Annotated in this window: 24 protein-coding genes and 1 riboswitch; of the genes, 11 read left to right on the forward strand and 13 right to left on the reverse strand. The window is 70.2% G+C overall.

Annotated features, from left to right (window positions below; all coding sequences use genetic code 11):
* Positions 1-4: 4 nt before the first annotated feature.
* Genes ACX1D0_RS08965 through ACX1D0_RS08975 form a run of 3 tightly spaced genes read right to left on the reverse strand, consistent with a single transcriptional unit; the run spans position 5 to position 2,512 of the window.
* The gene (locus tag ACX1D0_RS08965; protein ID WP_459017563.1) at positions 5-808 is read right to left on the reverse strand and encodes a CPBP family intramembrane glutamic endopeptidase; all 804 of its coding nucleotides are present in this window, start codon (positions 806-808) and stop codon (positions 5-7) included.
* The gene (locus tag ACX1D0_RS08970) at positions 805-1,713 is read right to left on the reverse strand and encodes a proline dehydrogenase family protein (RefSeq protein ID WP_459017564.1); all 909 of its coding nucleotides are present in this window, start codon (positions 1,711-1,713) and stop codon (positions 805-807) included. The genes ACX1D0_RS08965 and ACX1D0_RS08970 overlap by 4 nt, the downstream gene beginning before the upstream one ends.
* On the reverse strand, positions 1,700-2,512 hold the full coding sequence (locus ACX1D0_RS08975) for a sugar phosphate isomerase/epimerase family protein (protein ID WP_459017565.1): 813 nt from the start codon (positions 2,510-2,512) through the stop codon (positions 1,700-1,702). Before ACX1D0_RS08975 ends, ACX1D0_RS08970 begins: the two co-directional genes overlap by 14 nt.
* A gap of 80 nt (positions 2,513-2,592) precedes the next feature.
* On the opposite strand from ACX1D0_RS08975, the gene ACX1D0_RS08980 reads away from it, so the two are divergent.
* The 3 genes from ACX1D0_RS08980 (at position 2,593) to ACX1D0_RS08990 (ending at position 5,868) form a co-directional block, all read left to right on the forward strand.
* Positions 2,593-3,228, forward strand: coding sequence for a VOC family protein (locus ACX1D0_RS08980; RefSeq protein ID WP_459017566.1), 636 nt, complete (start codon positions 2,593-2,595; stop codon positions 3,226-3,228).
* A 125-nt stretch (positions 3,229-3,353) separates the two neighbouring features.
* Complete coding sequence (gene radA, locus ACX1D0_RS08985) at positions 3,354-4,739, forward strand: DNA repair protein RadA (protein ID WP_459017567.1); 1,386 nt, start codon at positions 3,354-3,356, stop codon at positions 4,737-4,739.
* Between the two features lie 4 nt (positions 4,740-4,743).
* Positions 4,744-5,868 (forward strand): HEAT repeat domain-containing protein, encoded by a 1,125-nt coding sequence (locus ACX1D0_RS08990; protein ID WP_459017568.1) that lies wholly within the window; start codon positions 4,744-4,746, stop codon positions 5,866-5,868.
* Here ACX1D0_RS08990 and ACX1D0_RS08995 read toward each other — a convergent pair.
* Positions 5,811-6,578: a HEAT repeat domain-containing protein gene (locus ACX1D0_RS08995; protein WP_459017569.1), complete on the reverse strand. Its 768-nt coding sequence runs from the start codon at positions 6,576-6,578 to the stop codon at positions 5,811-5,813. The two genes, ACX1D0_RS08990 and ACX1D0_RS08995, sit on opposite strands and share 58 nt — an antisense overlap.
* A gap of 132 nt (positions 6,579-6,710) precedes the next feature.
* Between ACX1D0_RS08995 and ACX1D0_RS09000 the strand changes: the two genes are divergently transcribed.
* The 5 genes from ACX1D0_RS09000 (at position 6,711) to ACX1D0_RS09020 (ending at position 13,311) form a co-directional block, all read left to right on the forward strand.
* Positions 6,711-8,387: an ABC1 kinase family protein gene (locus tag ACX1D0_RS09000; RefSeq protein ID WP_459017570.1), complete on the forward strand. Its 1,677-nt coding sequence runs from the start codon at positions 6,711-6,713 to the stop codon at positions 8,385-8,387.
* 38 nt (positions 8,388-8,425) lie between these two features.
* The gene (disA, locus tag ACX1D0_RS09005) at positions 8,426-9,463 is read left to right on the forward strand and encodes a DNA integrity scanning diadenylate cyclase DisA (protein WP_459017571.1); all 1,038 of its coding nucleotides are present in this window, start codon (positions 8,426-8,428) and stop codon (positions 9,461-9,463) included.
* A gap of 42 nt (positions 9,464-9,505) precedes the next feature.
* A riboswitch (TPP riboswitch) is annotated at positions 9,506-9,610 on the forward strand.
* Between the two features lie 28 nt (positions 9,611-9,638).
* Positions 9,639-10,700: a thiamine ABC transporter substrate-binding protein gene (locus tag ACX1D0_RS09010; protein ID WP_459017572.1), complete on the forward strand. Its 1,062-nt coding sequence runs from the start codon at positions 9,639-9,641 to the stop codon at positions 10,698-10,700.
* Positions 10,679-12,343, forward strand: coding sequence for an ABC transporter permease (locus tag ACX1D0_RS09015; RefSeq protein ID WP_459017573.1), 1,665 nt, complete (start codon positions 10,679-10,681; stop codon positions 12,341-12,343). The genes ACX1D0_RS09010 and ACX1D0_RS09015 overlap by 22 nt, the downstream gene beginning before the upstream one ends.
* Positions 12,337-13,311: an ABC transporter ATP-binding protein gene (locus ACX1D0_RS09020; RefSeq protein WP_459017574.1), complete on the forward strand. Its 975-nt coding sequence runs from the start codon at positions 12,337-12,339 to the stop codon at positions 13,309-13,311. The genes ACX1D0_RS09015 and ACX1D0_RS09020 overlap by 7 nt, the downstream gene beginning before the upstream one ends.
* Here the strand turns inward: ACX1D0_RS09020 and pgsA are convergent.
* The gene (pgsA, locus tag ACX1D0_RS09025; protein WP_459017575.1) at positions 13,298-13,900 is read right to left on the reverse strand and encodes a phosphatidylinositol phosphate synthase; all 603 of its coding nucleotides are present in this window, start codon (positions 13,898-13,900) and stop codon (positions 13,298-13,300) included. The genes ACX1D0_RS09020 and pgsA overlap by 14 nt on opposite strands.
* A gap of 94 nt (positions 13,901-13,994) precedes the next feature.
* Here pgsA and ACX1D0_RS09030 point away from each other — a divergent pair, with 94 nt between their 5' ends.
* Positions 13,995-14,357 (forward strand): YidH family protein, encoded by a 363-nt coding sequence (locus tag ACX1D0_RS09030; RefSeq protein ID WP_459017576.1) that lies wholly within the window; start codon positions 13,995-13,997, stop codon positions 14,355-14,357.
* Complete coding sequence (locus ACX1D0_RS09035; RefSeq protein WP_459017577.1) at positions 14,354-14,683, forward strand: DUF202 domain-containing protein; 330 nt, start codon at positions 14,354-14,356, stop codon at positions 14,681-14,683. The genes ACX1D0_RS09030 and ACX1D0_RS09035 overlap by 4 nt, the downstream gene beginning before the upstream one ends.
* A gap of 56 nt (positions 14,684-14,739) precedes the next feature.
* Here the strand turns inward: ACX1D0_RS09035 and ACX1D0_RS09040 are convergent, their stop codons facing one another.
* The gene (locus ACX1D0_RS09040; RefSeq protein WP_459017578.1) at positions 14,740-17,250 is read right to left on the reverse strand and encodes an ATP-dependent Clp protease ATP-binding subunit; all 2,511 of its coding nucleotides are present in this window, start codon (positions 17,248-17,250) and stop codon (positions 14,740-14,742) included.
* 111 nt (positions 17,251-17,361) lie between these two features.
* Positions 17,362-17,682 (reverse strand): histone-like nucleoid-structuring protein Lsr2, encoded by a 321-nt coding sequence (locus tag ACX1D0_RS09045; RefSeq protein WP_459017579.1) that lies wholly within the window; start codon positions 17,680-17,682, stop codon positions 17,362-17,364.
* Positions 17,683-17,945: 263 nt separating this feature from the next.
* On the opposite strand from ACX1D0_RS09045, the gene ACX1D0_RS09050 reads away from it, so the two are divergent.
* Entirely contained in the window at positions 17,946-18,866 is a 921-nt protein-coding gene (locus tag ACX1D0_RS09050) for an NADH-quinone oxidoreductase subunit D-related protein (protein ID WP_459017580.1), read from the forward strand.
* Positions 18,867-18,872: 6 nt separating this feature from the next.
* On the opposite strand, the gene ACX1D0_RS09055 is transcribed toward ACX1D0_RS09050, so the two are convergent.
* The 6 genes from ACX1D0_RS09055 to folE all read right to left on the reverse strand — a co-directional run bounded on the left by ACX1D0_RS09055 (position 18,873) and on the right by folE (position 22,394).
* Positions 18,873-19,478, reverse strand: coding sequence for a hypothetical protein (locus ACX1D0_RS09055; protein ID WP_459017581.1), 606 nt, complete (start codon positions 19,476-19,478; stop codon positions 18,873-18,875).
* A 58-nt stretch (positions 19,479-19,536) separates the two neighbouring features.
* Positions 19,537-20,031 carry a DUF3180 domain-containing protein gene (locus ACX1D0_RS09060; RefSeq protein ID WP_459017582.1) on the reverse strand — a complete coding sequence of 165 codons (495 nt, stop codon included), beginning with the start codon at positions 20,029-20,031 and terminating at the stop codon, positions 19,537-19,539.
* Complete coding sequence (folK, locus tag ACX1D0_RS09065; RefSeq protein WP_459017583.1) at positions 20,028-20,591, reverse strand: 2-amino-4-hydroxy-6-hydroxymethyldihydropteridine diphosphokinase; 564 nt, start codon at positions 20,589-20,591, stop codon at positions 20,028-20,030. The genes ACX1D0_RS09060 and folK overlap by 4 nt, the downstream gene beginning before the upstream one ends.
* Positions 20,584-20,940, reverse strand: coding sequence for a dihydroneopterin aldolase (folB, locus tag ACX1D0_RS09070; RefSeq protein WP_459020430.1), 357 nt, complete (start codon positions 20,938-20,940; stop codon positions 20,584-20,586). The genes folK and folB overlap by 8 nt, the downstream gene beginning before the upstream one ends.
* 73 nt (positions 20,941-21,013) lie before the next feature.
* A complete protein-coding gene (folP, locus tag ACX1D0_RS09075) occupies positions 21,014-21,823 on the reverse strand; it encodes a dihydropteroate synthase (protein WP_459017584.1) in 810 nt (269 codons plus the stop codon).
* A gap of 4 nt (positions 21,824-21,827) precedes the next feature.
* Positions 21,828-22,394, reverse strand: coding sequence for a GTP cyclohydrolase I FolE (gene folE, locus ACX1D0_RS09080; protein WP_459017585.1), 567 nt, complete (start codon positions 22,392-22,394; stop codon positions 21,828-21,830).
* Between the last annotated feature and the right edge of the window lies 1 nt (position 22,395).

Genomic DNA, 22,395 nt, shown 5'->3' on the forward strand with positions numbered 1-22,395 from the left:
CGGATCAGCGCCCGAGCCAGGCCAGCAGCACCGGCAGCAGGGGCGCCCCGACGAAGGCCGCGATGTCCAGCAGCGAGTGGGTGATCACCAGCGGCATGACGCGCTTGATCTTCATGTACAGCCAGCCGAAGGCCAGCCCCATGACGAGGTTGCCGACGAATCCGCCGAACCCCTGATAGAGGTGATAGCCGCCGCGGATGAGCGCGCTGACGACGACGACGGCCCACATCCGGCCGCCGGTCTGCGCCCACCGGGAGAAGAGATAGCCGATCATCAGCACCTCCTCCAGCACGCCGTTCATCACCGCGCGCAGCAGCAGGACGGGCACCGTCCACCAGTTGGCGGCCAGGTTGGCGGTACTGACCTGCGTGTTGATGCCGATCTCCACGGCGAAGAGGTAGAAGGCGAGGCCCGCCACCCCGATCATGGCGAACACGCCGAAACCCCAGGACAGATCGTGGCCCGGCCTGCGCAGGTCGAAGCCCATCACGCGCCACGGCCCCTCCGCCGGGCGGCGCTGCGTGGCGAGGAGATAGAGCGCCAGCACCACGGGGATCAGCGGGAACGTCATCCACGCCACCTGGTAGGCGAGGTCCAGCCACGGCCGGTCAGGCGTGGCGCTGGTGTTGATCGACGTGGTCTGCTGATTGAGCGGGATCGGCCGGGTGAGCTTCTCGATGATGGACAACACGGCGTAGATGGCCGACTGTCCCAAGGACAACAGCAGCACGATGGCGATCTCGGTGCGCAGCAGGCGCCGGGAGGCGCCGCCCACCGTCGATGACACCGCCAGCGGGGCCGCCGTCATCGCTTGTCCGAGATGGCCCGCAGGTAGCTGTACAGCGTGCGCGGGCGCGCGGCGATCCTCGTGGTCAGGTACTCGAACCATGCGGGGCCGAACGGCACATAGGTGCGGGAGCGGTAGCCGATGTCCGTCAGCCGGCGCTGCTCCAACGGGCGCACGCCGTAGAACATCTGGAACTCGAAGCCGTCACGGCCGACGGCGTTACGCCGCGCGAGATCCTGCGCGATGGCGATGATCGTGGGGTCGTGCGAGGCGACCATCGCGTAGCCGCCGTCCTCCATGACGCGGCGCACGCCGCGCACGAGCGCCAGGGACTTCTCCTGCTCATCGCGGTAGCCGGCGCTTCTGGGCACCGGATAGGAGCCGACGCAGAGCCGCACCCGGGCGCCCTCCGCCGCGACCCTCGAGGCGTCGCGTTCGGCGCGCCGGATGTCCATCGGGAGGGTCAGCCCGATGGTGTCGCACTCGTCCCGGGCCTGCTGCCAGAGCGCGAGGGTCTCGTCGTACTCCTCGGTGCCCTGCATCTCCAGCGTCACGACGGCGCCGGCCGCATTGCTCACGCGGCAGAGTTCACCGAGCCGGTCCCTGGCACTGGAGGGGCTGTCCCTGAGCCCCAGCGACGAAGGCTTGACCGAGATGTCCACGCCGGCCGCGTCGGCACCAAGCGCCTCCAGCGCGCGGCACAACATCGCGGGGGTCTCCGCCTCGCTGTCCGAGCTGGGCAGGTAGGCCAACGACACGAGCAACCCCTGTCGCACCAGCGTGCGCGTCACGGCCACCGCGTCGTCGATGGTCTCTCCCGCCACGTAGGCCTTGGCGAACTCCTCCGCCGCGCCCGAGGCCAGCGCCGAGGTCTGCACCCGCCGCGACCTGATCACCCCGCGGACCGCGCTGTTAAGACGCGACATCCACCCTCCTCGCCGTGCCCTTGGCCAGCACGGACCGGATGGAGGCCAGCGATTCGCCCAGCAGTTCCTCCCGCTCATGCCGCGACCGCGCCCTCCTGGAGGAGACCTCCAGCACCATGTGCCCCTCGAACCCTGAGGCGGCGATCTCCTCGACCACCGTCCAGGCCGCCTGGTCCCCCTCGCCGGGCATGAGGTGTTCATCCTTGAGGGAGCCGCGACCGTCGGTCAGGTGGACGTGCGCCAGCCTGTCCCCCCAGGCGCGCACCAGATCCAGCGACTGCCGCTGGGACGTGGACGCGTGGCTGAGGTCCAGCGTGAGGTGGTCGTAGTCGTACGGAGTGGGGTCCCAGCCGGGCAGGTACGCCTGGAAGTGACCGGCGGGCGTGCGCCAGGGATACATGTTCTCGACGGCGAACTGCACGTCCATCTCCGCGTTGAGCCGCTTGATGCCGGCCACGAAGCCCGCCCCGTACTCGCGCTGCCAGCGGAATGGGGGATGTACCACGACGGTGTCGCCCCCGAACCGCTGCACGGCCTCGCCTGATCGCCGCAGCTTGTCCCACGGCTCGGAGCCCCAGGTGCTCTGCGTGACGAGCAGCGTGGGTGCGTGCACCGAGAGCACGGGCACACCGTGATAGGAGGCGAGCTTCTCGATGGCGTCGATGTCCGTGGAGAGCGCGTCGACACCGACCATCAGCTCGATGCCGTCGTACCCCAGGGAGGCGGCCAGCTCGAACGCGCTGGCCGAGGCCTCCGGGAACACCGACGTGGTCGACAGAAGAACCTTCGACGTGGACACATCGCCACCCTACTAGCGATGAGGGAGGACCGGCGAGGGCCGATTAGTTGTTTAGCGCTGCTCAGGGCAAGAATGGGGCCATGCACGTCGACCATCTGATCTTTGCGACCGGCCCCGACGGCCTCAAGGCTGAGGCATCACGGCTCGCTGATGCGCTGGGCACCGACTACAAGGACGGTGGCTTCCATCCAAGGTTCGGCACCCGCAACCACATCATCCCGCTCGCGGACGCCCGCTACATCGAGGTGGTCGAGGTGCTCGATCACCCGGCAGCCGAGAAGGCCGCCTTCGGGCAGGCCGTCCGCGCCCGCTCCGAGATGGGCGGCGGCTGGATGGGATGGGTGGTCAGCGTGCCCGACATCGCCCCGTTCGAGCAGCGGCTGGAGCGTTCGGCCGTCACCGGCCTGCGTCACTTCCCCGACGGCCGTCGGCTTGAATGGGTCCAGATCGGCATCAGAGGGCTGATCGCGGACCCGCAACTGCCCTACTTCCTGGAGTGGAAGAGCGACGACTCGTTGCGCCCGGCCGCCCTGCGCGGCGAGGTCCGCCTCACGTCGATGCAGATCTCCGGCTCGGCGGACCGCCTGTCAGAGTGGCTGGCCATGCCGGTGGCGGACGAGCTCGACGGCATCCGCCTCGATCTCGTGGCCCCCCACGGCACACCCGGCATCTCCAACGTGACCTTTGAGACGCCGAAGGGCACCGTCACCATCTGAGACCCCTGCTGCAGGCGCAACCGCAGGCCCGGCTCCCCACAGGTGGGCAGCTCTCAGCACCGCGACCACCTTCTGCCGCTCGCTCGGCTGCGGCTTTGTCGGTGGGCGCACCTAAGCTCATTCGTGTGGCGAAGAAACAAGACATCTACCACTGCACCGAGTGCGGCTGGACGACGGTGCGGTGGGTGGGCAGGTGCGGCGAGTGTCAGGCCTGGGGCACCGTCGCCGAGCGCGGCGCCCCGAAACTCAGGCAGGTGTCCTCCTCGGTTCCCGTGGACGCAGCAGTCCCCATCACCCAGGTCCCCACGGACACCGCGCAGCGCCGGCTCACCACCATCGCGGAGCTGGACCGCGTCCTGGGCGCCGGGCTCGTGCCGGGCGCCGTCGTCCTCCTGGCCGGTGAGCCTGGCGTCGGAAAGTCCACCCTGCTGCTGGACGTCGCAGCGAAGTGGGCCCGTTCGGGCCAGACCACGCTCTACATCTCCGGAGAGGAATCCGCGTCGCAGGTGCGGCTGCGGGCCGAGCGCACCGGCGCCGTGGCCGAGTCGCTCTACCTGGCCTCGGAGAACGACCTGGGGACGGTGCTCGGCCACATCGAGACCGTGCGCCCCTCGCTGCTCGTGCTGGACTCGGTGCAGACCATCGCCACCGCGGAGGCCGAGGGCGCGCCCGGCGGGCCGGCGCAGGTCCGGGAGGTGACGGGGGCGCTCGCCAAGGTGGCCAAGCGCGAGGACATGGCGGTGATCATCGTCGGGCACGTCACCAAGGACGGCTCCATCGCGGGGCCCCGCACGCTGGAGCACCTCGTCGACGTGGTGCTCACGTTCGAGGGGGACCGGCACTCCGGTTTTCGCATGGTGCGCGCCACGAAGAACCGCTTCGGCCCCGCGGACGAGGTGGGATGCTTCGAGATGAGCGAGACGGGGATCGTGGAGGTGCCGGACCCCTCAGGGCTGTTCACCACCACGCATGCCGAGCCCACGCCGGGGACCTGCGTGACCGTCACGCTGGAGGGCAGGCGCCCGCTGCTGGCGGAGATCCAGGCGCTGGTGGCGCCCTCCCCGTACCAGTCCTCGCCCCGCCGGACCACACACGGGCTGGACGCCTCGAGGATCGCGATGGTGCTGGCCGTCCTCGAGCGGAAGGCACGGCTGCCGCTGTCACAGCACGACGTGTACGTCTCGACGGTGGGCGGGGCCAGGGTCACGGACCCGTCGGTGGACCTCGCCACGGCCATCGCGATCGCATCGGCCGCCGTGGACCGGCAGCACCCCCGCCGGTTCCTGGCGCTGGGAGAGGTGGGGCTCGCCGGAGACCTCCGCCGCGTCCCGGGGGTTGAGCGTCGCCTCGCGGAGGCGGCCCGGCTGGGGTTCGAACTGGCCATCGTGCCCACCGGGTCGCGGGACGTGACCGTGAAGGTGCCCCGCCTTGGAAGCCTGAAGGTGGTGGAGGTGACCACGTTGGCGGACGCTCTGGGCGTGCTGGACCTCCGTCGCGGGGCCAAGGAGTAGGGCGGTGGGGGCGTTGCGGATCGGTGAGGTGGCCCGCCGCACGGGCCTGTCGCAGCGCACGTTGCGCCACTACGACGAGCTGGGCCTCCTGGTGCCGAGCGGTCGCTCGTCGGCGGACTACCGGCTCTATTCCCACGAGGATCTTGTGCGGCTCCTCGCCATCCAGCACCTCAAGTCGCTGGGTCTGTCCCTGGGGGAGGTGCGCAGCGCGCTGGATGACCCGGCCGTGGACGCGCCCGCCATGCTGGGGCAGCACGCCGCCGCCGTGGAGCGACGGATCGCCGCGGAGCAGGATCTGCTCGGGAGGCTCCGGGCGCTCCAGTCCGCCGCGGAGGCGGGATGGGACGACGTGCTGGACGCCATCGCGCTGAGCGAGCGGCTGCGCCATCCGCATGCCGAGGTACGGCTCCGCGCGGCGCTCACCGGGCACGCGTCCGCGCCGTTCGAGGACCTCGTCGAGGTGCTGCGCAGCGACCCGGAGCCGGGGGTCCGGGAGGCGGCCACCTGGGCCATCACCCAACGCCCCGCCGGGGCCGCGGCCAGGCTCGGCGACGCGCTTGCCTCAGGCGACGCGCGGGCCCGCCACGCGTTGGCGCACGTGCTGGGCAAGCTGCGCGACCCGTCCGCGGTGCCGCTGCTCGGAGAGCTGCTACGCGACGACGAGGCCGATGTGGCCGCCAAGGCCGCCTTCAGCCTGGGTCAGGTGGGCGGGCCGGGTGCCGTGGCCGCGCTGGTCGCCGCGCTCGGCGACCAGCGGCCTGGTGTGCGCGACGAGGTGGCGGCGGCGCTGGCGGCGCTGGACGGGGCGGTGGAGCCGCTCGTCGCGGCGCTGTCGGACCCCCAGCCGGCGGTCCGGGCGCTCGCGGCGGAGGCGCTGGGGTTGTCGCGGGAGCCCACCACCGTCGCCGCGCTCACGGCTCTGCTCTCCGATACGCAGCCCGAGGTACGTTTCGCGGCCCTGTTGGCGCTCGGGCAGCTGGACGACGAGGGTGCCGCGCGCGCCGTCGAGGGTGAGATCGACTCGCCCGACGACCGCGCGCGGCTCCTGGCCCGCCGTCTGGTGGCGGACCGTCAGGCGGTCGCCCCGGCCGCCGCGTCCCGATCGGAGCGGAAGCGCCTGGCCACCTGAGCGATCAGGGCATCCTCCCCGCCGGCGAGGCGCTCGAGGGCGCCGTCCGCGGCCCCGGTCAGCTGCCCCAGCGCGGAGACCGCAGCCAGCCGCACGTCGGCGTCCGTGTCGAGGGCGGCAGCCTCAAGAGCGGCCGCGGCGGGATCGGCGTCGGGGCCTCCAAGGTGGCCCAGCGCCTCGGCCGCATGGGCGCGCACCTCGGCGTCGGGATCGCCCAGTGCCGAGGTGAGCGCCGGGACCGCGGCCTCGCCGAGACGGTGCAGCGCCGTGGTGAGCGCGTCGCGCTGCAGCGCCGCCCCGTGGCCCAGGCGCTGCGTCAACGCCTCCGCGGCTTCGGGGCGCCTCGTGTTGGCGACGGCCCGGTAGGCCTTGATCGCCACGTCGGGGTGCTCGTCGTCCACCAGGGGGCGCAGGTGCTCGAAGTGCCTGGGGTCGCCGATCTTGCTGAATACGTGGGCGGCGGTGCGCCGCTGCGCGGGCTCGTCGCTGATCAGCATGTCGAGAAGGTCCGGCTCCACCTCCGCGGCGTGCTGGACAAGTGCCCAGGTGAGGTCCTCGCGGACGCGCGGATCCGGCTCGACGCGCATCCGCTCCACGAGGGCGGGGGCGGCGGAGGGATCCTTCGTCGCGCCGAGGGTGAGCGCCGCATGCCGGCGCACGGTGCCGTCGTGGTCGGCGAGGGACGAGATGATGCTCTGCAGTTCGGTCATGCGCTCGACGGTAAACCTTGACGCCGCGTCAAGGTCAAGCCAGGCGCTGACCCCGGCCGTCGTCCCTCAGCGAACACGCCCTGGCTGCACTTGCGTGGGGGCAGGACCAGTGCGTGCGACCACAGGAGAGACATGCCAGACGTTGCCATGATGACCCAGCTCGGCGGACTGCTCATCCGGCACCTCAAGGCGTTCAACACGGATGCCTCACCGCTGCCGGGGGAACCCGCCGACGACGCCGAGCGTGAGGACGCGGAGAGCTTCACGGCCGCGCTGGAGAAGTTGGGACCCACCTTCATCAAGTTCGGCCAGCTGCTTTCCACGCGCCAGGACCTGCTCCCTGCCGTCTACACCGACGCGCTGTCGCGGCTCCAGGACGACGTGTCGCCGGTTCCCGTCGAGGAGGTCCGGGAGCGGATCGAGAGCTCGATCGGTGCCCCCATCTCGACGCTCTTCACCGAGTTCGACGACGTGCCGCTGGCATCGGCGTCCCTGGCCCAGGCCCATCGCGCGGTCACCCGGACCGGCCGTGAGGTGGTGGTGAAGGTCCTGCGCCCGGGCGTGCGGGAGCGCGTTCGCAGGGATCTGGCGTCGCTGGCCGAACTCGCTGACTTCGCCGACGCCAACACGGCCATCGGGCCCAGGCTAGGCGCGGCCCGGATGCTGGCGCAGTTCCGGCGCTCCATGGCCGACGAGCTCGACTACCGCAAGGAGGCGGCCAACCTCGACCTGTTCCGCCGCCTCGTGCAGGACGAGCCGGACCTGGTGGTGCCCGGCTATGTCCCGGACTACTCCGCCGACGACGTGCTGACGCTGGAGTTCATGCCCGGCAAGAAGATCACCGACGTGGGACCACTGGCCATGCTGGACGTGGACGGCGCCCGCCTGGCCGCAGCCTTGTTCCGCTTCATGCTCAGCGCCATGCTGATCGACGGCATCCTGCACGCCGACCCCCATCCCGGCAACCTGTTCCTCACCCCCGAACACAGAATCGCCATCCTGGACGTCGGCATGGTGGTGCGGCTGCCCGGCCGGCTGCGTAGCGCCATGGTGAAGCTGCTGGTGTCGATCGGCGACGGCGACGGCGAGGGGGCCGCGACCATCCTGGCCGACATGGGCCACCCCACGGCGGACTACGACGCGGCCGCCTTCCGCGACGACGTGTCGCACCTGGTCTCCTCCACCCTCTCCATGGGCGCGGACCTGCAGGCCGGCAGTGTGCTGATGCAGCTGGCGCGGGTCTCCGGCGTGCACGGCCTGCGCCCGCCGGCGGAGATGACGCTCGTGGCCAAGGCGCTGCTCAACCTCGACCAGGCCACCCAGCACCTGGACCCGAAGTTCACACCCATCGAGGCCATCCGGGCCAACCTGCCCACCATCCTCACCGCGGGCCTGAAGCCCGGCGCCGGGCAGACCCTGCTGGGCACCATCGAGGGCAAGGAGTTTCTGGAGCGCCTGCCCAGACGCGCCAACCGCCTCATGGACGCGCTCACCGAGGGCGAACTGGCGTTCAAGATCGACGCGTTCGATGAGAGCCGGATGCTGATGGTGCTGCAGCAGGTGGCCAACCGCCTGTCGACCGCCCTGATCCTCGCGGCCATCACCATCGCGGCGGCCCTGCTGATGTTCGCCGACGTCGGTCCCCGCCTCCTGGGCTATCCGGCGCTGGGCACCGTCTTCTTCCTGCTCGCGGCCGTCGGCGGCCTGGTGATGGTGGCCACCATCCTCTGGCACGACCGCCCTGTCCGCCGCAACGTCAAGCGCACGGACCGAAAGGCCCGGCTCTCGGACGACCCCGGACGCTCCTAGCGGCCCCTACACTGGGCGGATCACCACGGGGAGGTGCGTTGCCCAAGTCCACGGTCCGTCGCTATCTGAAACTGCTCGCGCCCGGCACCCCGCTCCGCGCGGGCCTGGACCGGATTCTGCTCGGGGGAACCGGCGCCCTGATCGTGCTGGGCAACAACGCGAAGGTGCACCAGGTGTGCTCGGGAGGCTTCCAGATCGGGGTCGAGTGCACCGAGCAGGCACTGCGCGAGCTCGCCAAGCTGGACGGTGCCATCATCCTGTCGACGGATCTCTCCACCATCATCGCGGCCGGCGTGCACCTGGTGCCGGCCGGTGACCTCCCCACCGCGGAGACCGGAACCCGCCACCGCTCGGCCGACCGGACGGCCCAGGCCTCCGGTGTGCCCGTGGTGACGGTGTCGGCCTCCATGTCCACCGTCTCGCTCTTCCTCGAGGGCCGGCGCCACGTCGTCGAGACCGCCCCCCAGGTGATCAGCCGGGCCAACCAGACCCTGGCCACCCTGGCACGGGTGGTCACGCGGCTGGGTGACCTGATGGATCAGTTCACCGCCCTCGAGATCGGCGAGCAGGTGACGCTACGGGACCTCACTCACGTGGTGCACCGCCTGGAGCTCACGCGCAGGTTGTCCTCCGAGATGCAGTTCCACGCCGACGTCCTCGGCGTCGAGGGACGCATGGTGGCCATGCAGCACGCTGAACTCGCCACGAGTTTCGACGGTGTCGCGGGGCTCCTGACAGAGGACTACGCGCACAACCTCGACGAGCCGGCGGAGTTCGACCTGGCGCGCCTGCACAATTTCTCCACCGAGGAACTGTTCAGCGGCCAGCTGGTGGCCCAGCGCCTCGGTTTCGGCTCGAACCCGCCCATGGAACAGCTGCTGACCACCCGCGGCGTCAGGCTCCTCACCATGGTCGGCCGCCTGCCGTCGCCTCTGGTGGCCAAGCTCGTGGACCGGTTCACCCTCCAGGAGCTGTCCGGGGCCCCGGTGAGCTCCCTGCTCGAGGTGGAGGGCATCGGACAGCTCCGCGCGCGCCAGATTCGCGACGCGATGCTGCGGATCGCAGAGATCACCTGACGCGGACCCGTCTTCCGCCGGCGTCGCGACGGTATAGCCTGGGCGCACACACAGGGGAGCGCCACTGGGGCGCTGAGAGTGCGGGAAGCCGCAGACCCTCAACCTGATCCGGTTAGCACCGGCGTAGGGAGTGAGAATCTCCTCGGCCTCGCCGAGCCTCCGAAAGGAGACACGTATGTCCAGGACGTCCACCACCAGGACCCTTGCCGCCTCGGTCGCGGCGCTCGCCCTCGTCGCCTGCGCGGGCTCGCCGCAGTCCACGACGACCACCGGCCCGTCCTCGGCAGCCGGGCCCACAGAGACCAGCACCCTCACCGTCTTCACCCACGACGCGTTCACGCTGCCGGACGAGCTGAAGGCCTCGTTCGCCGAGCAGACGGGCTACGACGTGACCTATACGACGCCGGGGGACGCGGGCGCGCTGGTCAACCAGCTGATCCTCACCAAGGACTCCCCGCTCGGCGACGTGGTGTTCGGTATCGACAACACCTTCGCGTCCCGTGCCTCGGACGAAGGCGTCCTGGCGCCGTACACCTCGCCGGCCGCGGCCACGGTGCCCGAGGAGTTCCAGGCCCCGGATCTCACCCCCGTCGACTACGGCGACGTCTGCATCAACGCGGACAAGGCCTGGTTCGAGGACCACGCCCTGCCCGTGCCGGTCACCCTCGACGACCTGGCTGAGCCCGAGTACAAGGACCTCCTGGTGGTCACCAACCCGGCGTCGTCGTCGCCGGGGTTGGCGTTCCTCATCGCCACCGTCGGCGCCAAGGGCGAGGGCTACCTGGAGTACTGGCGCTCGCTGATGGACAACGGCACCAAGATCGCCTCGGGCTGGACGGACGCCTACTACACCGACTTCTCCGGCGCCGACGGCAAGGGCCCCCGGCCGCTCGTCCTGTCCTACGCGACCTCGCCGGCCTTCACCGTCTCCGGCGACGAGTCCACGACCGTGGCCCTCTTGGAGACCTGTTTCCGGCAGGTCGAGTACGCGGGCGTGATCGCGGGCGCCGAGAACGAGGTGGGGGCCCGGAAGTTCATCGACTTCATGCTCACGCCTGAGGTCCAGGCGGCCATCCCGGAGAACCTCTACATGTTCCCCGTCGTCCCCGGGACCCCCCTTCCTGAGCAGTGGGAGAGGTTCGCCGCGCTGCCCGACGCGCCCATCGAGGTGCCGCAGGAGGAGATCGGCGCCTCCCGCGACGAGTGGATCCGGGCGTGGACCGACGCCACCAGTTGACCCGGGCACTGTGGCGGGGCGGGTGGGTGGTCGCCGCGGCGATCCCCGCCGCCTTCCTCGCGGTGTTCTTCGCCTGGCCGGCGGCCGCTCTCATCGCGCGCGGCTTCCACGACGGTGCCGCCTGGACGCTGGACGGGTTCACCGCGGTCTACAACTCCCCCCGCACCTGGCGGGCCGTCCGGTTCACCCTGGGCTCGGCCCTCGCCACGACGGCGGCCTGCCTTGCGCTGGGTCTCCCGGGCGCGTACGTGCTGTACCGGTGCAGCTTCCGCGGCCGCGACACCCTGCGCGCGCTGGTGGCGGTTCCGTTCGTGCTGCCGACGGTGGTGGCGGGTGTGGCGTTCGGCTCCCTGCTGCGCGAGGACGGCCTCCTCGGATGGCTCGGCCTGGGAGGCTCGGTGGCCGCCATTCTCGCCGCGATGGTGTTCTTCAACTATTCGGTGGTGGTGCGCGCCGTCGGCACCTTCTGGGCGCGTCTGGACCCTCGGCTGGGTCAGGCCGCCGCGACCCTGGGGGCCTCCCCGGCGCGTGTCCTCGCGACGGTGACCATCCCGACGCTGGCGCCGGCGCTCCTGTCGTCAGCCTCCCTGGTGTTCCTCTTCAGCGCCTCGTCCTACGGCATCGTGATGGTGCTGGGCGAGACGCGGTTCCAGACCGTCGAGACCGAGATCTGGTTCCTCACCACGCAGCTTCTGGATCTGCCGGCCGCGGCGGCGCTGTCCGTCGCCCAACTGGTGATCGTCACCGCCACCCTGTGGGTCAGTGGCCACGCCCAGGCGCGGATGACCCGCGCGCTGCGCCTGCATCCCGAGAGTGCAGGGGCGCGGCCCCTCTCCCTGGTCCGCGACTGGCCCGCGATCGCAGCGACCGTCGCGGTCGTCGTCGGGCTGCTGGCGCTGCCCCTGGCCAACCTCCTCTGGCGCTCCCTGACCGTCCAGGGGGAGTTCGGCCTCGCCAACTACCTCCGCCTGGCCACCGCCGACAGCCTCGGGGCGACCGTCTGGGAGGCGCTCCGCACGACGCTGGTGACCGCTCTGGCCGCCACCGCCGTGGCCCTCACGCTGGGCGTCCTGGTGGCGCTGGTCGCGTCGCGGCGGCCGCGGCGCCGACGCGGCAGGCAGGCCCTCGCCGTGCTCGAGGGCCTGTTCCTGCTCCCGCTGGGCGTCTCGGCGGTCACCGTCGGCTTCGGCTACCTCATCACCCTGAACCGGCCGCCGCTGGATCTGCGCTCCAGCATCGTGCTGATCCCCATCGCGCAGGCGGTGGTCGCGCTCCCGCTGGTGGTCCGGACGCTGCTGCCCACGCTGCGTGCCATCGACCCCCGACAGCTGGAGGCCGCCGCCACACTCGGATCCACCCCCGGCCAGGTCCTGCGGCGCATCGAGCTCCCCCACCTGGCGCGCGGCGTGGGACTGGCCGCGGGATTCGCCTTCGCGACGTCGCTCGGCGAGTTCGGCGCCACGTCGTTCCTCGCACGGCCGGACAACCCCACTTTGCCCGTGCTGATCTTCCGTGCGTTCGGTCGCCCCGGCGCCGAGAACTACGGCCTCGCCCTGGCCGCGTCCGTCATCCTGGCAGGATTGGCCGGAGTCACCATGGCCGTCGCTGAACGCGCGCGCCCGAAGGAGGTAGCCACGTGGTAGCCGGTCTGACCGTGCACGACGCTGTCGTGCGTTACGGCCGCACCACCGCCGTCGATCAGGTCTCGTTGGCCGTGCCGCGGGGCAGCGTCGTGGGCCTTCTCGGGCCCTCCGGCTCCGGCAAGTCCACGCTGCTGCGCGCCATCGCGGGCCTTGAGCCGCTGGTTGCCGGGTCCATCGCCTGGGACGGCGTGGACCTCGCCGGCGTCAAGGTCCACCAACGCAACTTCGGCCTCGTCTTCCAGGACGCGCAGCTCTTCCCGACCATGACGGTGGGCAGGAACATCGCCTACGGGCTGGGCAGGCTGAGCCGCGAGGGCCAGCGCGCCAGGGTGGCGGAGATGCTCGAGCTCGTCGGGTTGCCGGGCTACGAGCAGCGGCGAACCACAGAGCTCTCGGGCGGACAGGCGCAGCGCGTGGCATTGGCGCGCTCCCTGGCCCCCTCGCCCCGGGCCCTCCTGCTCGACGAGCCACTCTCCGCACTCGACACCGGCCTGCGCCGTCGCCTCGCCGACGACCTGGCCAGGATCCTGCGCGAGACCCACACCACGGCGGTCTACGTCACCCATGACCACCAGGAGGCCTACACCATCGCCGATTCGGTGGCGGTCCTGCACGACGGCGCCCTCCTGCAGATGGACGATCCCGAGGCCCTGCGGCGTGCGCCGGCCTCGAAGCAGGTGGCCGCATTCCTGGGAAGCAGAGCGTTCCTCACGGAGCACCAGGCAAGGGCGCTGGGCTGGCACGGTGCCCTGCCCGTGGGAGCGGTCCTCGGCGTGGGCCAGAGCTCGCTGGTGCTCGACGACGCGGGCGTGGAGGTGGCCGTCGTGGACCAGGGCTACACCGTCGACCACGTGGAGATCGGCGTGCGCCTGCCGGACGGGCAGCGGGCCACGGTGGCCTCTCCCGAGCGGGTGGAGGGTCCGACGGTGCGTATACGGCTCGTCGGGGGGGCCGTCACACCCGCGTGAGGGACCCTTTCCAGGCCGCGCGGATGCGCTGCCCCACCGTGACGGCGCTGCCGACGGCCACCACGGCGAGCGCGACGGTCAGAATGAGCGTCGGCCCGCCCAGGCCGACGGCGAGGGTCCCGACGGCTGCGACGGCGAGCCGGTCCGACCGTTCGAACAGGCCGGCGGAGGCGTCCCAGCCCTCGGCCTCGGCACGGGCCCGCGCGTAGGACACCGCGAACCCCAGCACCATGCAGGCCAGGGCCAGCCCCAGGACGACCTGGTCGCGGCTCGCGGCCCAGAGTGCCAGGCCGGCGAACGCGGCGCCGTCGGCCAGGCGGTCCAGAGTCGAGTCCAGGAACGCGCCGAACCTCGTCACCCGTCCGCCCTTCCTCGCCATGGTGCCGTCCAGGCCGTCAGCCAGGAGGAAGACGGTCAGCACGACCACCCCGGTCACCAGTTCACCCCTGGGAAGAAACCACAGCGCTGCGGCCGCGACCCCCACCGTGCCGGCCACGGTGACCGCCGTCGGGGAGATCCCCAGCCGGAGCAGGAGAAGGGCCAACGGGGTCAAGGCGCGCCCGTAGGCACCGCGGAGGAAGGAGAGCACCTCCCCAGCCTACCGAGCCGATCCCCGTCCACGGTCGGGAGGCCACCTGGGGCTCACTGTCCGCCCCCGGACGGGTTGACGCTACGGTGAACCGGTGGCCCGCGACAGATTCCCCCAGTCCGTGTACGGCACCGGCGACGAGCCGGACGCCCGATTCACCCTGGCCAACGAGCGCACCTACCTGGCCTGGATCCGCACGTCATTGGCGCTGTTGGCCGGAGGGATCGCCCTGGAGGTGCTCGGGCTGGGCATCGACGAGTTCTTCCGCATGGCCGCCTCAGTGGTCCTCATGGGCACGGGGATCGCGGCCGCCCCCGTCGCCTGGTGGGGGTGGGCCCGCTACGAGCGGGCCCTGCGCAACAACACACCGTTGCCCGCCTCGATGTTCGCCCTTCCCATCGCCGCGGCCGTCGCCGTGAGCGGCCTTCTGGTGTTCGTCGGCTTTCTCCTGCGATGACCCAACGCCCCTACGACCCCGGTCTCCAGCCCGAGCGCACGGTCCTGGCGTGGCAGCGCACCTCCCTGTCGATCGGCATGGGCGCCCTGATCTTCGCCAGGGTCGAGGCGACTGTCCTCGGCGTCTGGTCCTGGGCCTTCGCCGGCGCGGGCCTGGCCTCGGCGGTGCTCATCGGCGTCTGGTCGCGCCGCCGCTACGGCTACACGCACCGCACGCTCACGGCCGGCGGTACCCGCCTGGCAGACGGTCTCCTCCCCGCCGTGCTGGCGATGGTGGTCGCCGTGGGTGGCATCGTGGCCCTGGCCCTGGCCGTGATCGCCGGCTGACATAGAAAGACGGGCGGGGCGGACCCGAAGGTCCGCCCCGCCCGTATGCACCCTGGTCAGGCGGTGGCTGCTCCGTCGCCCTCTGCCACCGGCTGAAGCTCGGGCAGGTCCGCCTTCGCGACGCCGGTGAACTTGAACGGCAGCTCTGCGCCCTCCTCGCTGACGTCGACCTGGACGATCTGGCCCGCCTGGATCTCGCCGAACAGGATCTTCTCCGCCAGCAGATCCTCGATGTCGCGCTGCAGCGCCCGCCGAAGCGGGCGGGCACCGAGCACCGGGTCGAAGCCGCGCTTCGCGATGAGCGTCTTGGCCGCAGGCGTGAGCTCGATGCCCATGTCCTTGTCCTTGAGCCGCAACTCGATCTGCGCCACCATGAGGTCCACGATCCGCTCGATATCGGCCTGCGTGAGCTGATGGAACACGACGATCTCGTCGACGCGGTTGAGGAATTCGGGGCGGAAGTGCTGCTTCAGCTCATCCGAGACCTTCGCCTTCATCTTCTCGTACCCCGATTCCTGGTCACCGGACCGGGTGAACCCGAGGTTGATGTTCTTCGAGATGTCGCGCGACCCGAGGTTCGTGGTCATCACGATGACAGTGTTCTTGAAGTCCACCACCCTGCCTTGCGCGTCCGTGAGCCGACCTTCGTCGAGGATCTGCAACAGGGAATTGAAGATGTCCGGGTGGGCCTTCTCGATCTCGTCGAACAACACCACCGAGAACGGCTTGCGACGGACCTTCTCCGTGAGCTGCCCGCCCTCTTCGTACCCGATGTAACCGGGAGGGGAACCGAACATCCGCGACGCGGTGTGCTTTTCCGAGTATTCGCTCATGTCCAGCGTGATGAGGGCGTCCTCATCCCCGAACAGGAACTCGGTGAGCGCCTTTGTCAGCTCCGTCTTGCCGACGCCCGAAGGCCCGGCGAAGATGAATGAACCGCTGGGCCGCTTGGGGTCCTTGAGCCCGGCGCGGGTGCGCCGGATGGACCGCGAGAGCGCCTTGACGGCGTCGTTCTGCCCGATGTAGCGCTTCCCCAGTTCCTCCTCCATGCGGAGCAGCCGCTGGGACTCCTCCTCCGTGAGCTTGAACACGGGGATGCCGGTTGACCCGGAGAGCACGACGGCGATCTCCTCCTCGCCGACGACGGCGGGGATGTCCGAATCGCCCTGCTTCCAGGCCTCTTCGCGCTCGGCGCGCTGGGCGCGAAGCTTCTGCTCCTCGTCACGGAGGCGTGCGGCGCGCTCGAAGTCCTGCGCGTCGATGGCGGCGTCCTTCTCCAGCTTGTTGGCCGCGATCGCCTCGTCGAATTCACGCAGGTCCGGCGGCGCCGTCATGCGCTGGATGCGCAGCCGGGCCCCGGCCTCGTCGATCAGGTCGATGGCCTTGTCCGGGAGGAAGCGGTCCTGGATGTAGCGGTCCGCCATGGTGGCCGCGGCCACGAGGGCCTCGTCCGTGATGGTGATCCGGTGGTGCGCCTCGTACCGGTCCCGGAGGCCCTTGAGGATGTCCACCGTGAGCGCGACCGAGGGCTCGGCCACCTGGATGGGCTGGAAGCGGCGCTCGAGCGCGGCGTCCTTCTCGATGTGCTTGCGGTACTCGTCCAGGGTGGTGGCCCCGATGGTCTGGAGCTCCCCTCTGGCCAGCATGGGCTTGAGGATGCTCGCGGCGTCGATGGCGCCCTCCGCGGCGCCCGCCCCGACGAGGGTGTGGATCTCGTCGATGAACAGCATGATGTCGCCGCGGGTCTTGATCTCCTTGAGCACCTTCTTCAGGCGCTCCTCGAAATCACCGCGGTAGCGCGAGCCGGCCACCAGGGCGCCCAGATCCAGCGTGTAGATCTGCTTGTCACGCAGCGTCTCAGGCACGTCTCCGCGGACGATGGCCTGGGCCAGCCCTTCGACGACGGCCGTCTTGCCCACGCCGGGCTCACCGATCAGCACCGGGTTGTTCTTGGTGCGGCGGCTGAGCACGGTCATGACGCGCTCGATCTCGTGGACGCGGCCGATGACCGGGTCCAGCTGGTTCTCGCGCGCGGCCTGGGTGAGGTTGCGGCCGAACTGGTCCAGGACCTGCGAGCTGCCCTTCTCGGGACCCGTCTCCGGGGCGCCGGACATGGACGCCTCGCGCCCCTGGTATCCGGTGATCAGCTGCAACACGGTGTTGCGGACCCGGTTGAGGTCGGCGCCGAGCTTGATCAGCACCTGGGCCGCGACGCCCTCGCCCTCACGGATGAGGCCGAGCAGGATGTGCTCGGTGCCGATGTAGTTGTGATTCATCTGGAGCGCCTCGCGCAGCGAGAGCTCCAGCACCTTCTTGGCGCGCGGGGTGAACGGGATGTGCCCCGTGGGAACCTGCTGCCCCTGGCCGATGATCTCCTCGACCTGCTCGCGCACCGCTTCCAGCGCGATGCCGAGCGACTCGAGCGCCTTCGCCGCCACACCCTCACCCTCATGGATGAGGCCGAGCAGGATGTGCTCGGTGCCGATGAAGTTGTGGTTGAGCAGCTTCGCCTCGTCCTGTGCCAGGACGATCACGCGGCGTGCGCGGTCCGTGAACCGTTCGAACATGAAAACTTCCCTCCTGCGGCCCGACGACGTGCGACGGGCAGCCGCCTCTAGCTTACTGATGCCAGCGAGGGAACCAATCCTCCGCGGTTCACTGGCCGCGAACGTGGACCGTTACTGGGCCGCTTCGTAGGCCGCGAGGATCTGGGCGGGGACGCGGCCGCGGTCCGACACCTCGAAGCCGTTGGCCCGTGCCCACTCGCGGACCGCGTTGGTGTCCTTGCCGGTGGAGCGTGCCGCGGCCTTGCGCGCGGACTTGCGGCCCGCCTTGGTGGCCTTCTCGATGAATGGCGCGAGCGCCGCCTCGAGCTTGCTGGCATTCTTCTCGGAGAGGTCGATGGTGTACGCGTCGCGCCCGAGCGAGAATTCGACTGTGCGGGCGTCATTGGTGCCATCGATGTCGTCGACGAGAAATACGCGGATCTGACGTGCCATGAATGCTCCTTGGGGGGATGGGATTCTCCGGAGAACACTACCGCGCATCACCCTGAAAGGGAAAGGAATTCGAGATGAGGTCTGTGGAACTGATGACGGTCGGAGGACTTTCGCTCCCAGGCCATACTGCCGTGACATTGGGGCCGAGGCATCCTTCGAGCGTCGGCCTGATTCGACTCAGCATCGACCTTGATGGGGATGTGGTGACCGCCGCGGACGTCACTTCCGGCTATGGTCACCGAGCCGCCGAGAAGTTATTCGAGGTGCGTGATTTCCGATCGATGATCATGCTCGGGGACCGTCATGACTGGCTGGCCGCCTTCAGCGGTGAATTGACCCTGGTGCTCACTGTGGAGAATGCAATGCGTCTTACTGCTCCGCCGCGGGCGACAATTCTGCGGACGCTGCTGGCCGAGTATGCGCGTATCCACAGCCACCTCTCCTACCTCAGCTACCTGGCCGACGGCGAGCTCTCCGGCCGGCTCTGGACCACCGTGGACGGGCTTCGACGTCACATGCTGGCGTGGACGGGCAACCGGGTCCATCCCATGCTGTGCCGCGTCGGCGGGCTCGCCACGGACGCGCCGGAGGGATGGCTGGCTGGCCTGGAGCCCCACCTCGACGAGGTCGCGCGGCTGTCCGCGGATCTGCGGGCCACCCTCGCCGGGACCAGCCGGTTCTCCGGCCTGGCGGTGCTGGACCCCGAGATCTGCCTGGGCTACGGCCTGTCCGGTCCGGTGGCCCGTGCCTGCGGACTGGACGTGGACCGTCGGCACGGCGGCTACCTGTCCTACGGCGAGCTCTTCAGGCCAGCGGGACTGAGGACGGCGGGGGACGCCGAGGCCCGTCTGGCGATCCTCATCGACGAGCTGGGCACCAGCGTCGACATGATCCGGATGGCTCGGTCCCTGGCCGAGGACGGCCCCGGCGACGTGGCGATCCGGCTGTCGCGGCGGCTGAAGGTGCCCGAGGGCGAGCATGCTACGGAAATCGAGGCCCCATGGGGGATCGCGTCGTGTCTCATGGTCTCGCGCGGTGGCGCCACTCCGTGGCGTGTGGCGCTCCGGACGCCGTCGTTCAGCAACCTGTCGGTTCTCGCCCGTGCCCTGGCGGGGGTGCCGAAAGACCGCATCGCCGACGCCGTCGCCTCGGTGGGCTACAGCGTCGGCGATGCCGACAAGTAGACGGGGTCAGGCCTGGCGGCGCAACTCCGGAAGCATCTCGAGGTTGAGCTTGGTCAGGTTCACCATGGTGGGGTGCTCGTTCTCGCCCCAGATGTCGGCCACGCTCGGCGAGACGCGGCGCGGCAGGTCCACGATGTTGGCGGTGTCCTCGGCCTCCAGTTCGGCGATCCGGGCCTCCAGTGCCTCGATCCGCGCCTGGCGCTCGGCAACCTCGGCACGCAGCCACGCGGCGTTGCCGCGCATGGAGCTCAGCTCGGCCTTGGCCGCACCCAGCTGGCTGCGCAGCTTGGCGATCACGGACTGCAGGTTCTCGGCGCGTGCGTTGAAGCGGACGATCATGGCCACGGACTCCTCGTGGAACCGCGAGGCCTGCTGAGACCGCAGCCCCACCTCATGCTTCATCTCCACTACGTGGCGCTCGCGCTCGGCCTTCAGCTCGCGCCACGCGGCCCACACGGCGACGAACGCCATGGCCACCGCGACGAGCACGCCACCGCGGAGGATCCACACGTCACCTACCAGGGAGGCGAGGGAGACCGCGGTGCCCACACCCAGGATCGTGAGCGCGAGCGTCCGCTCTGTGGACTTCTGTGAAGCGTGTCGACCAGCCATGCCGTCAGAGTAGGCGGTCGGACCAGAACTCCCGGTCAGGCGGCCGGGCGTGTCGTGATCACGCCGGGGAGGCCACCCCGTTGTTGGGCTTGTCATCGTCGTCATCGTCGTCGCGGACCACGCAGGCCCGTTCGAGGAGCGCGCCTGCCCCGGCGAGCAGCAGCGACGCGACTATGGTGGCGGCGCCCTGGACGACACGCGCCGACGGCAGGGGGGCGTCGAAGAGCTGCAGGTACCGCGCGACGTAGACCACGTGGGCACCTGCCAGCACCGCACCGGTCATGATCATGGATTTGCCGATGGCCAGGGCCGCCACTGACTCCTGCGGCTCGACCCGGTGCTCGTGGATCCGCTTCGGCAGCAGCCGCGCGTACACCGCGACCCCCACCGCCAGCGCAACCATGAGGAGGGGAACCGACCAGGGCACCACAGGAGGGAACGAGCCCGCGGCCTCGAAACCCAGCAGGATCAGGGCGCAGATGACGGCACCCGCGAGCACCGAGATGACGGCCTGACGGGCAGTGGTCAGGCCGAGGCGCGGCCCGTCGCTCAAAAGCCTGTGGCGGCCGTGATGACGACGTCGTCGCGGCGGGTCACCGTCGACGTGTCGAGGTCATCGACCAGGTCCGCGATGGGGCCGTGTCCGGCGATCTCGGCGTTGGGGTCGATGTCCAGCCACGGCACCAGCACGAAGGCGCGCTCGTGCGCGCGCGGGTGAGGCAGTTCGATGCTGTCCTCGGAGATCCGCTTGCCGACCATGATGATGTCGATGTCCAGGGTCCGGGGGCCGTGCCTCAGCTCCCGGGTCCGGCCGAAGTTCTCCTCGATGGCCTGGGCGCGATCGAGCAGGGTGAGCGGTTCGAGCGTGGACTCCGCGACCACGACGAGGTTGAGGAAGTCCGCCTGCTCCTGGACGTCGCCCTCCGGCTTGGTCTCGTACACCGGGGACACGTCGACCAGGATCAGGTCCGGGGTCTCAGCGAGGTAGTCCACCGCCTCCTGCAGGATGGCGGCCGAATCCCCCATGTTGGACCCGAGGCTCAGCACCACCTTCGCAATGGGGCGCAGATTGCCCAGCGTGTCGACATCGATATCGAAAGGACCGTTAGACATCTCTACTCCTGCTGATCGTGACGGCAACATCCGTGAAGGTCTGGCTCAGGGGCGCCCGGGGCTTGTGCACCGTGACCGTGACGTTGCCCACTCTGCCATGGTCCAGGCACCTCTCCGCAATCTCCCCAGCCACTGTCTCAATGAGGTTGCGTGGCGGTCCCGTGATCACCGACTCGACGATGTCGGCGATGTCGGCATAGCTGACGGTGTCCGCCAACTCGTCTGTCGTGGTCTCCAGGGGGAGCTCCAGGACCACGTCGACGACGAACGGCTGACCGTCGCGACGCTCGTGGGGAAAGACCCCGTGAAATCCCGTCGCGGTGAGTCCTGTGAGCGTGATCCTGTCGATGTGCGTGCTCCCTCCGGCCCTGCCCCGACCCTACCGCACGGCTCTCCGACGGCTGGGCCGCGGGGGCCTGCTCTCAGTGGATCTCGATGGGGTGTTCGTGCCTGAGGCGACGCGCCACCGCGATGGCGTCGCCCTGATGGATCACGTCGTGGGTGCGCACCGCCCACACCCCGTGCAGCGCCGACCAGAAGGACACGGCAGCCGTCGCGCCGTCTCGCCCCTCAGGCTCCCGTCCGCCCAGCAGCTCGCCGAGGAAGGCTTTACGGGAGGCGCCGATGAGCACCCGGTGACCCATCGCCTGGAACCGGTCCAGGTGCCTGAGTACCGTCCAGTTGTGGTCCCACGACTTCGAGAAGCCGAGACCGGGATCCAGGATGATCCGCTCCCCCGGGATCCCTGCGGTGAGGGCCGCGTCCCGTTGGGCGGTCACCTCCGCGAGGACCTCGCCCACCACGTCGGAGTACAGGGCGGCCGTCTGCATGCGGACAGAGTGCTCCCGCCAGTGCATGACGACGAAGTCCGCCCTCGAGCGCGCCACCACTCCCAGCATGTCCGCGTCGGCCTGCCCGCCGGAGACGTCGTTGATGATGGCGGCGCCGGCCTCGATGGCCTCCCGCGCCACATCGGCGCGCATGGTGTCCACGGAGACCCGGACACCGTCCGCAGCCAGCGCCCGCACCACGGGAACCACCCTGTCCAGTTCCTCGTCGAGGGACACCCGCTGCGCGCCCGGGCGCGTGGACTCGCCGCCGATGTCGATCAGGGAGGCTCCCTCTGCCAGCATCCTCCGGGCATGCCGCAGCGCCTCCTTCGGGTCGAGGAAGCGTCCGCCGTCGGAGAAGGAATCGGGGGTCACGTTGACGATCCCCATCACGAGGGTCATCGCGTCACCTCCCGATGATGAGGCTCATCGCCTCCGCGCGGGTGGCGGGCTGCCGAAGGAGCCCGCGGACCGCTGAGGTCACGGTCCGGCTCCCCGGCTTCCGGACCCCGCGCATGGTCATGCAGGTGTGCTCGGCCTCCACCACGACGATGACGCCGCGCGCGTCGAGGTGCTCGACGAGTGCGTCGGCGATCTGGGTGGTGAGCCGTTCCTGCACCTGCAGCCGGCGGGCGTAGACATCGACCAGCCTCGCGAGCTTGGACAGCCCGGTCACGCGCCCGTTCACCGACGGGATGTAGCCCACGTGCGCCACGCCGGTGAAGGGCAGGAGGTGGTGTTCGCAGGTACTGACCAGCTCGATGTCCTTGACCAGCACCATCTCGTCGTGGGCGATGTCGAAGGTCTTGCCCAGCACGCCGGACGCGTCGGCCCCGTGACCGGCCAGCAACTCGCCCCACGCCCGTGCCACCCGGTCGGGAGTCTCCAGCAGCCCGTCGCGCTCCGGGTCCTCGCCGATGGCGATGAGAAGTTCGCGTACCGCGGCCGCCGCTCGCGTGTGGTCGACGGCCATG

This window comes from Tessaracoccus pujii (assembly GCF_054483895.1).

Coding starts and splice junctions, on each gene's coding strand:
- ACX1D0_RS08965 (WP_459017563.1), bottom strand. CDS start 808: ATGACGGCGGCCCCGCTGGCGGTGTCATCGACGGTGGGCGGCGCCTCC.
- ACX1D0_RS08970 (WP_459017564.1), bottom strand. CDS start 1,713: ATGTCGCGTCTTAACAGCGCGGTCCGCGGGGTGATCAGGTCGCGGCGG.
- ACX1D0_RS08980 (WP_459017566.1), top strand. CDS start 2,593: ATGCACGTCGACCATCTGATCTTTGCGACCGGCCCCGACGGCCTCAAG.
- ACX1D0_RS08995 (WP_459017569.1), bottom strand. CDS start 6,578: ATGACCGAACTGCAGAGCATCATCTCGTCCCTCGCCGACCACGACGGC.
- ACX1D0_RS09000 (WP_459017570.1), top strand. CDS start 6,711: ATGCCAGACGTTGCCATGATGACCCAGCTCGGCGGACTGCTCATCCGG.
- ACX1D0_RS09010 (WP_459017572.1), top strand. CDS start 9,639: ATGTCCAGGACGTCCACCACCAGGACCCTTGCCGCCTCGGTCGCGGCG.
- ACX1D0_RS09035 (WP_459017577.1), top strand. CDS start 14,354: ATGACCCAACGCCCCTACGACCCCGGTCTCCAGCCCGAGCGCACGGTC.
- ACX1D0_RS09040 (WP_459017578.1), bottom strand. CDS start 17,250: ATGTTCGAACGGTTCACGGACCGCGCACGCCGCGTGATCGTCCTGGCA.
- ACX1D0_RS09045 (WP_459017579.1), bottom strand. CDS start 17,682: ATGGCACGTCAGATCCGCGTATTTCTCGTCGACGACATCGATGGCACC.
- ACX1D0_RS09055 (WP_459017581.1), bottom strand. CDS start 19,478: ATGGCTGGTCGACACGCTTCACAGAAGTCCACAGAGCGGACGCTCGCG.
- folK (WP_459017583.1), bottom strand. CDS start 20,591: ATGTCTAACGGTCCTTTCGATATCGATGTCGACACGCTGGGCAATCTG.
- folP (WP_459017584.1), bottom strand. CDS start 21,823: ATGACCCTCGTGATGGGGATCGTCAACGTGACCCCCGATTCCTTCTCC.
- folE (WP_459017585.1), bottom strand. CDS start 22,394: ATGGCCGTCGACCACACGCGAGCGGCGGCCGCGGTACGCGAACTTCTC.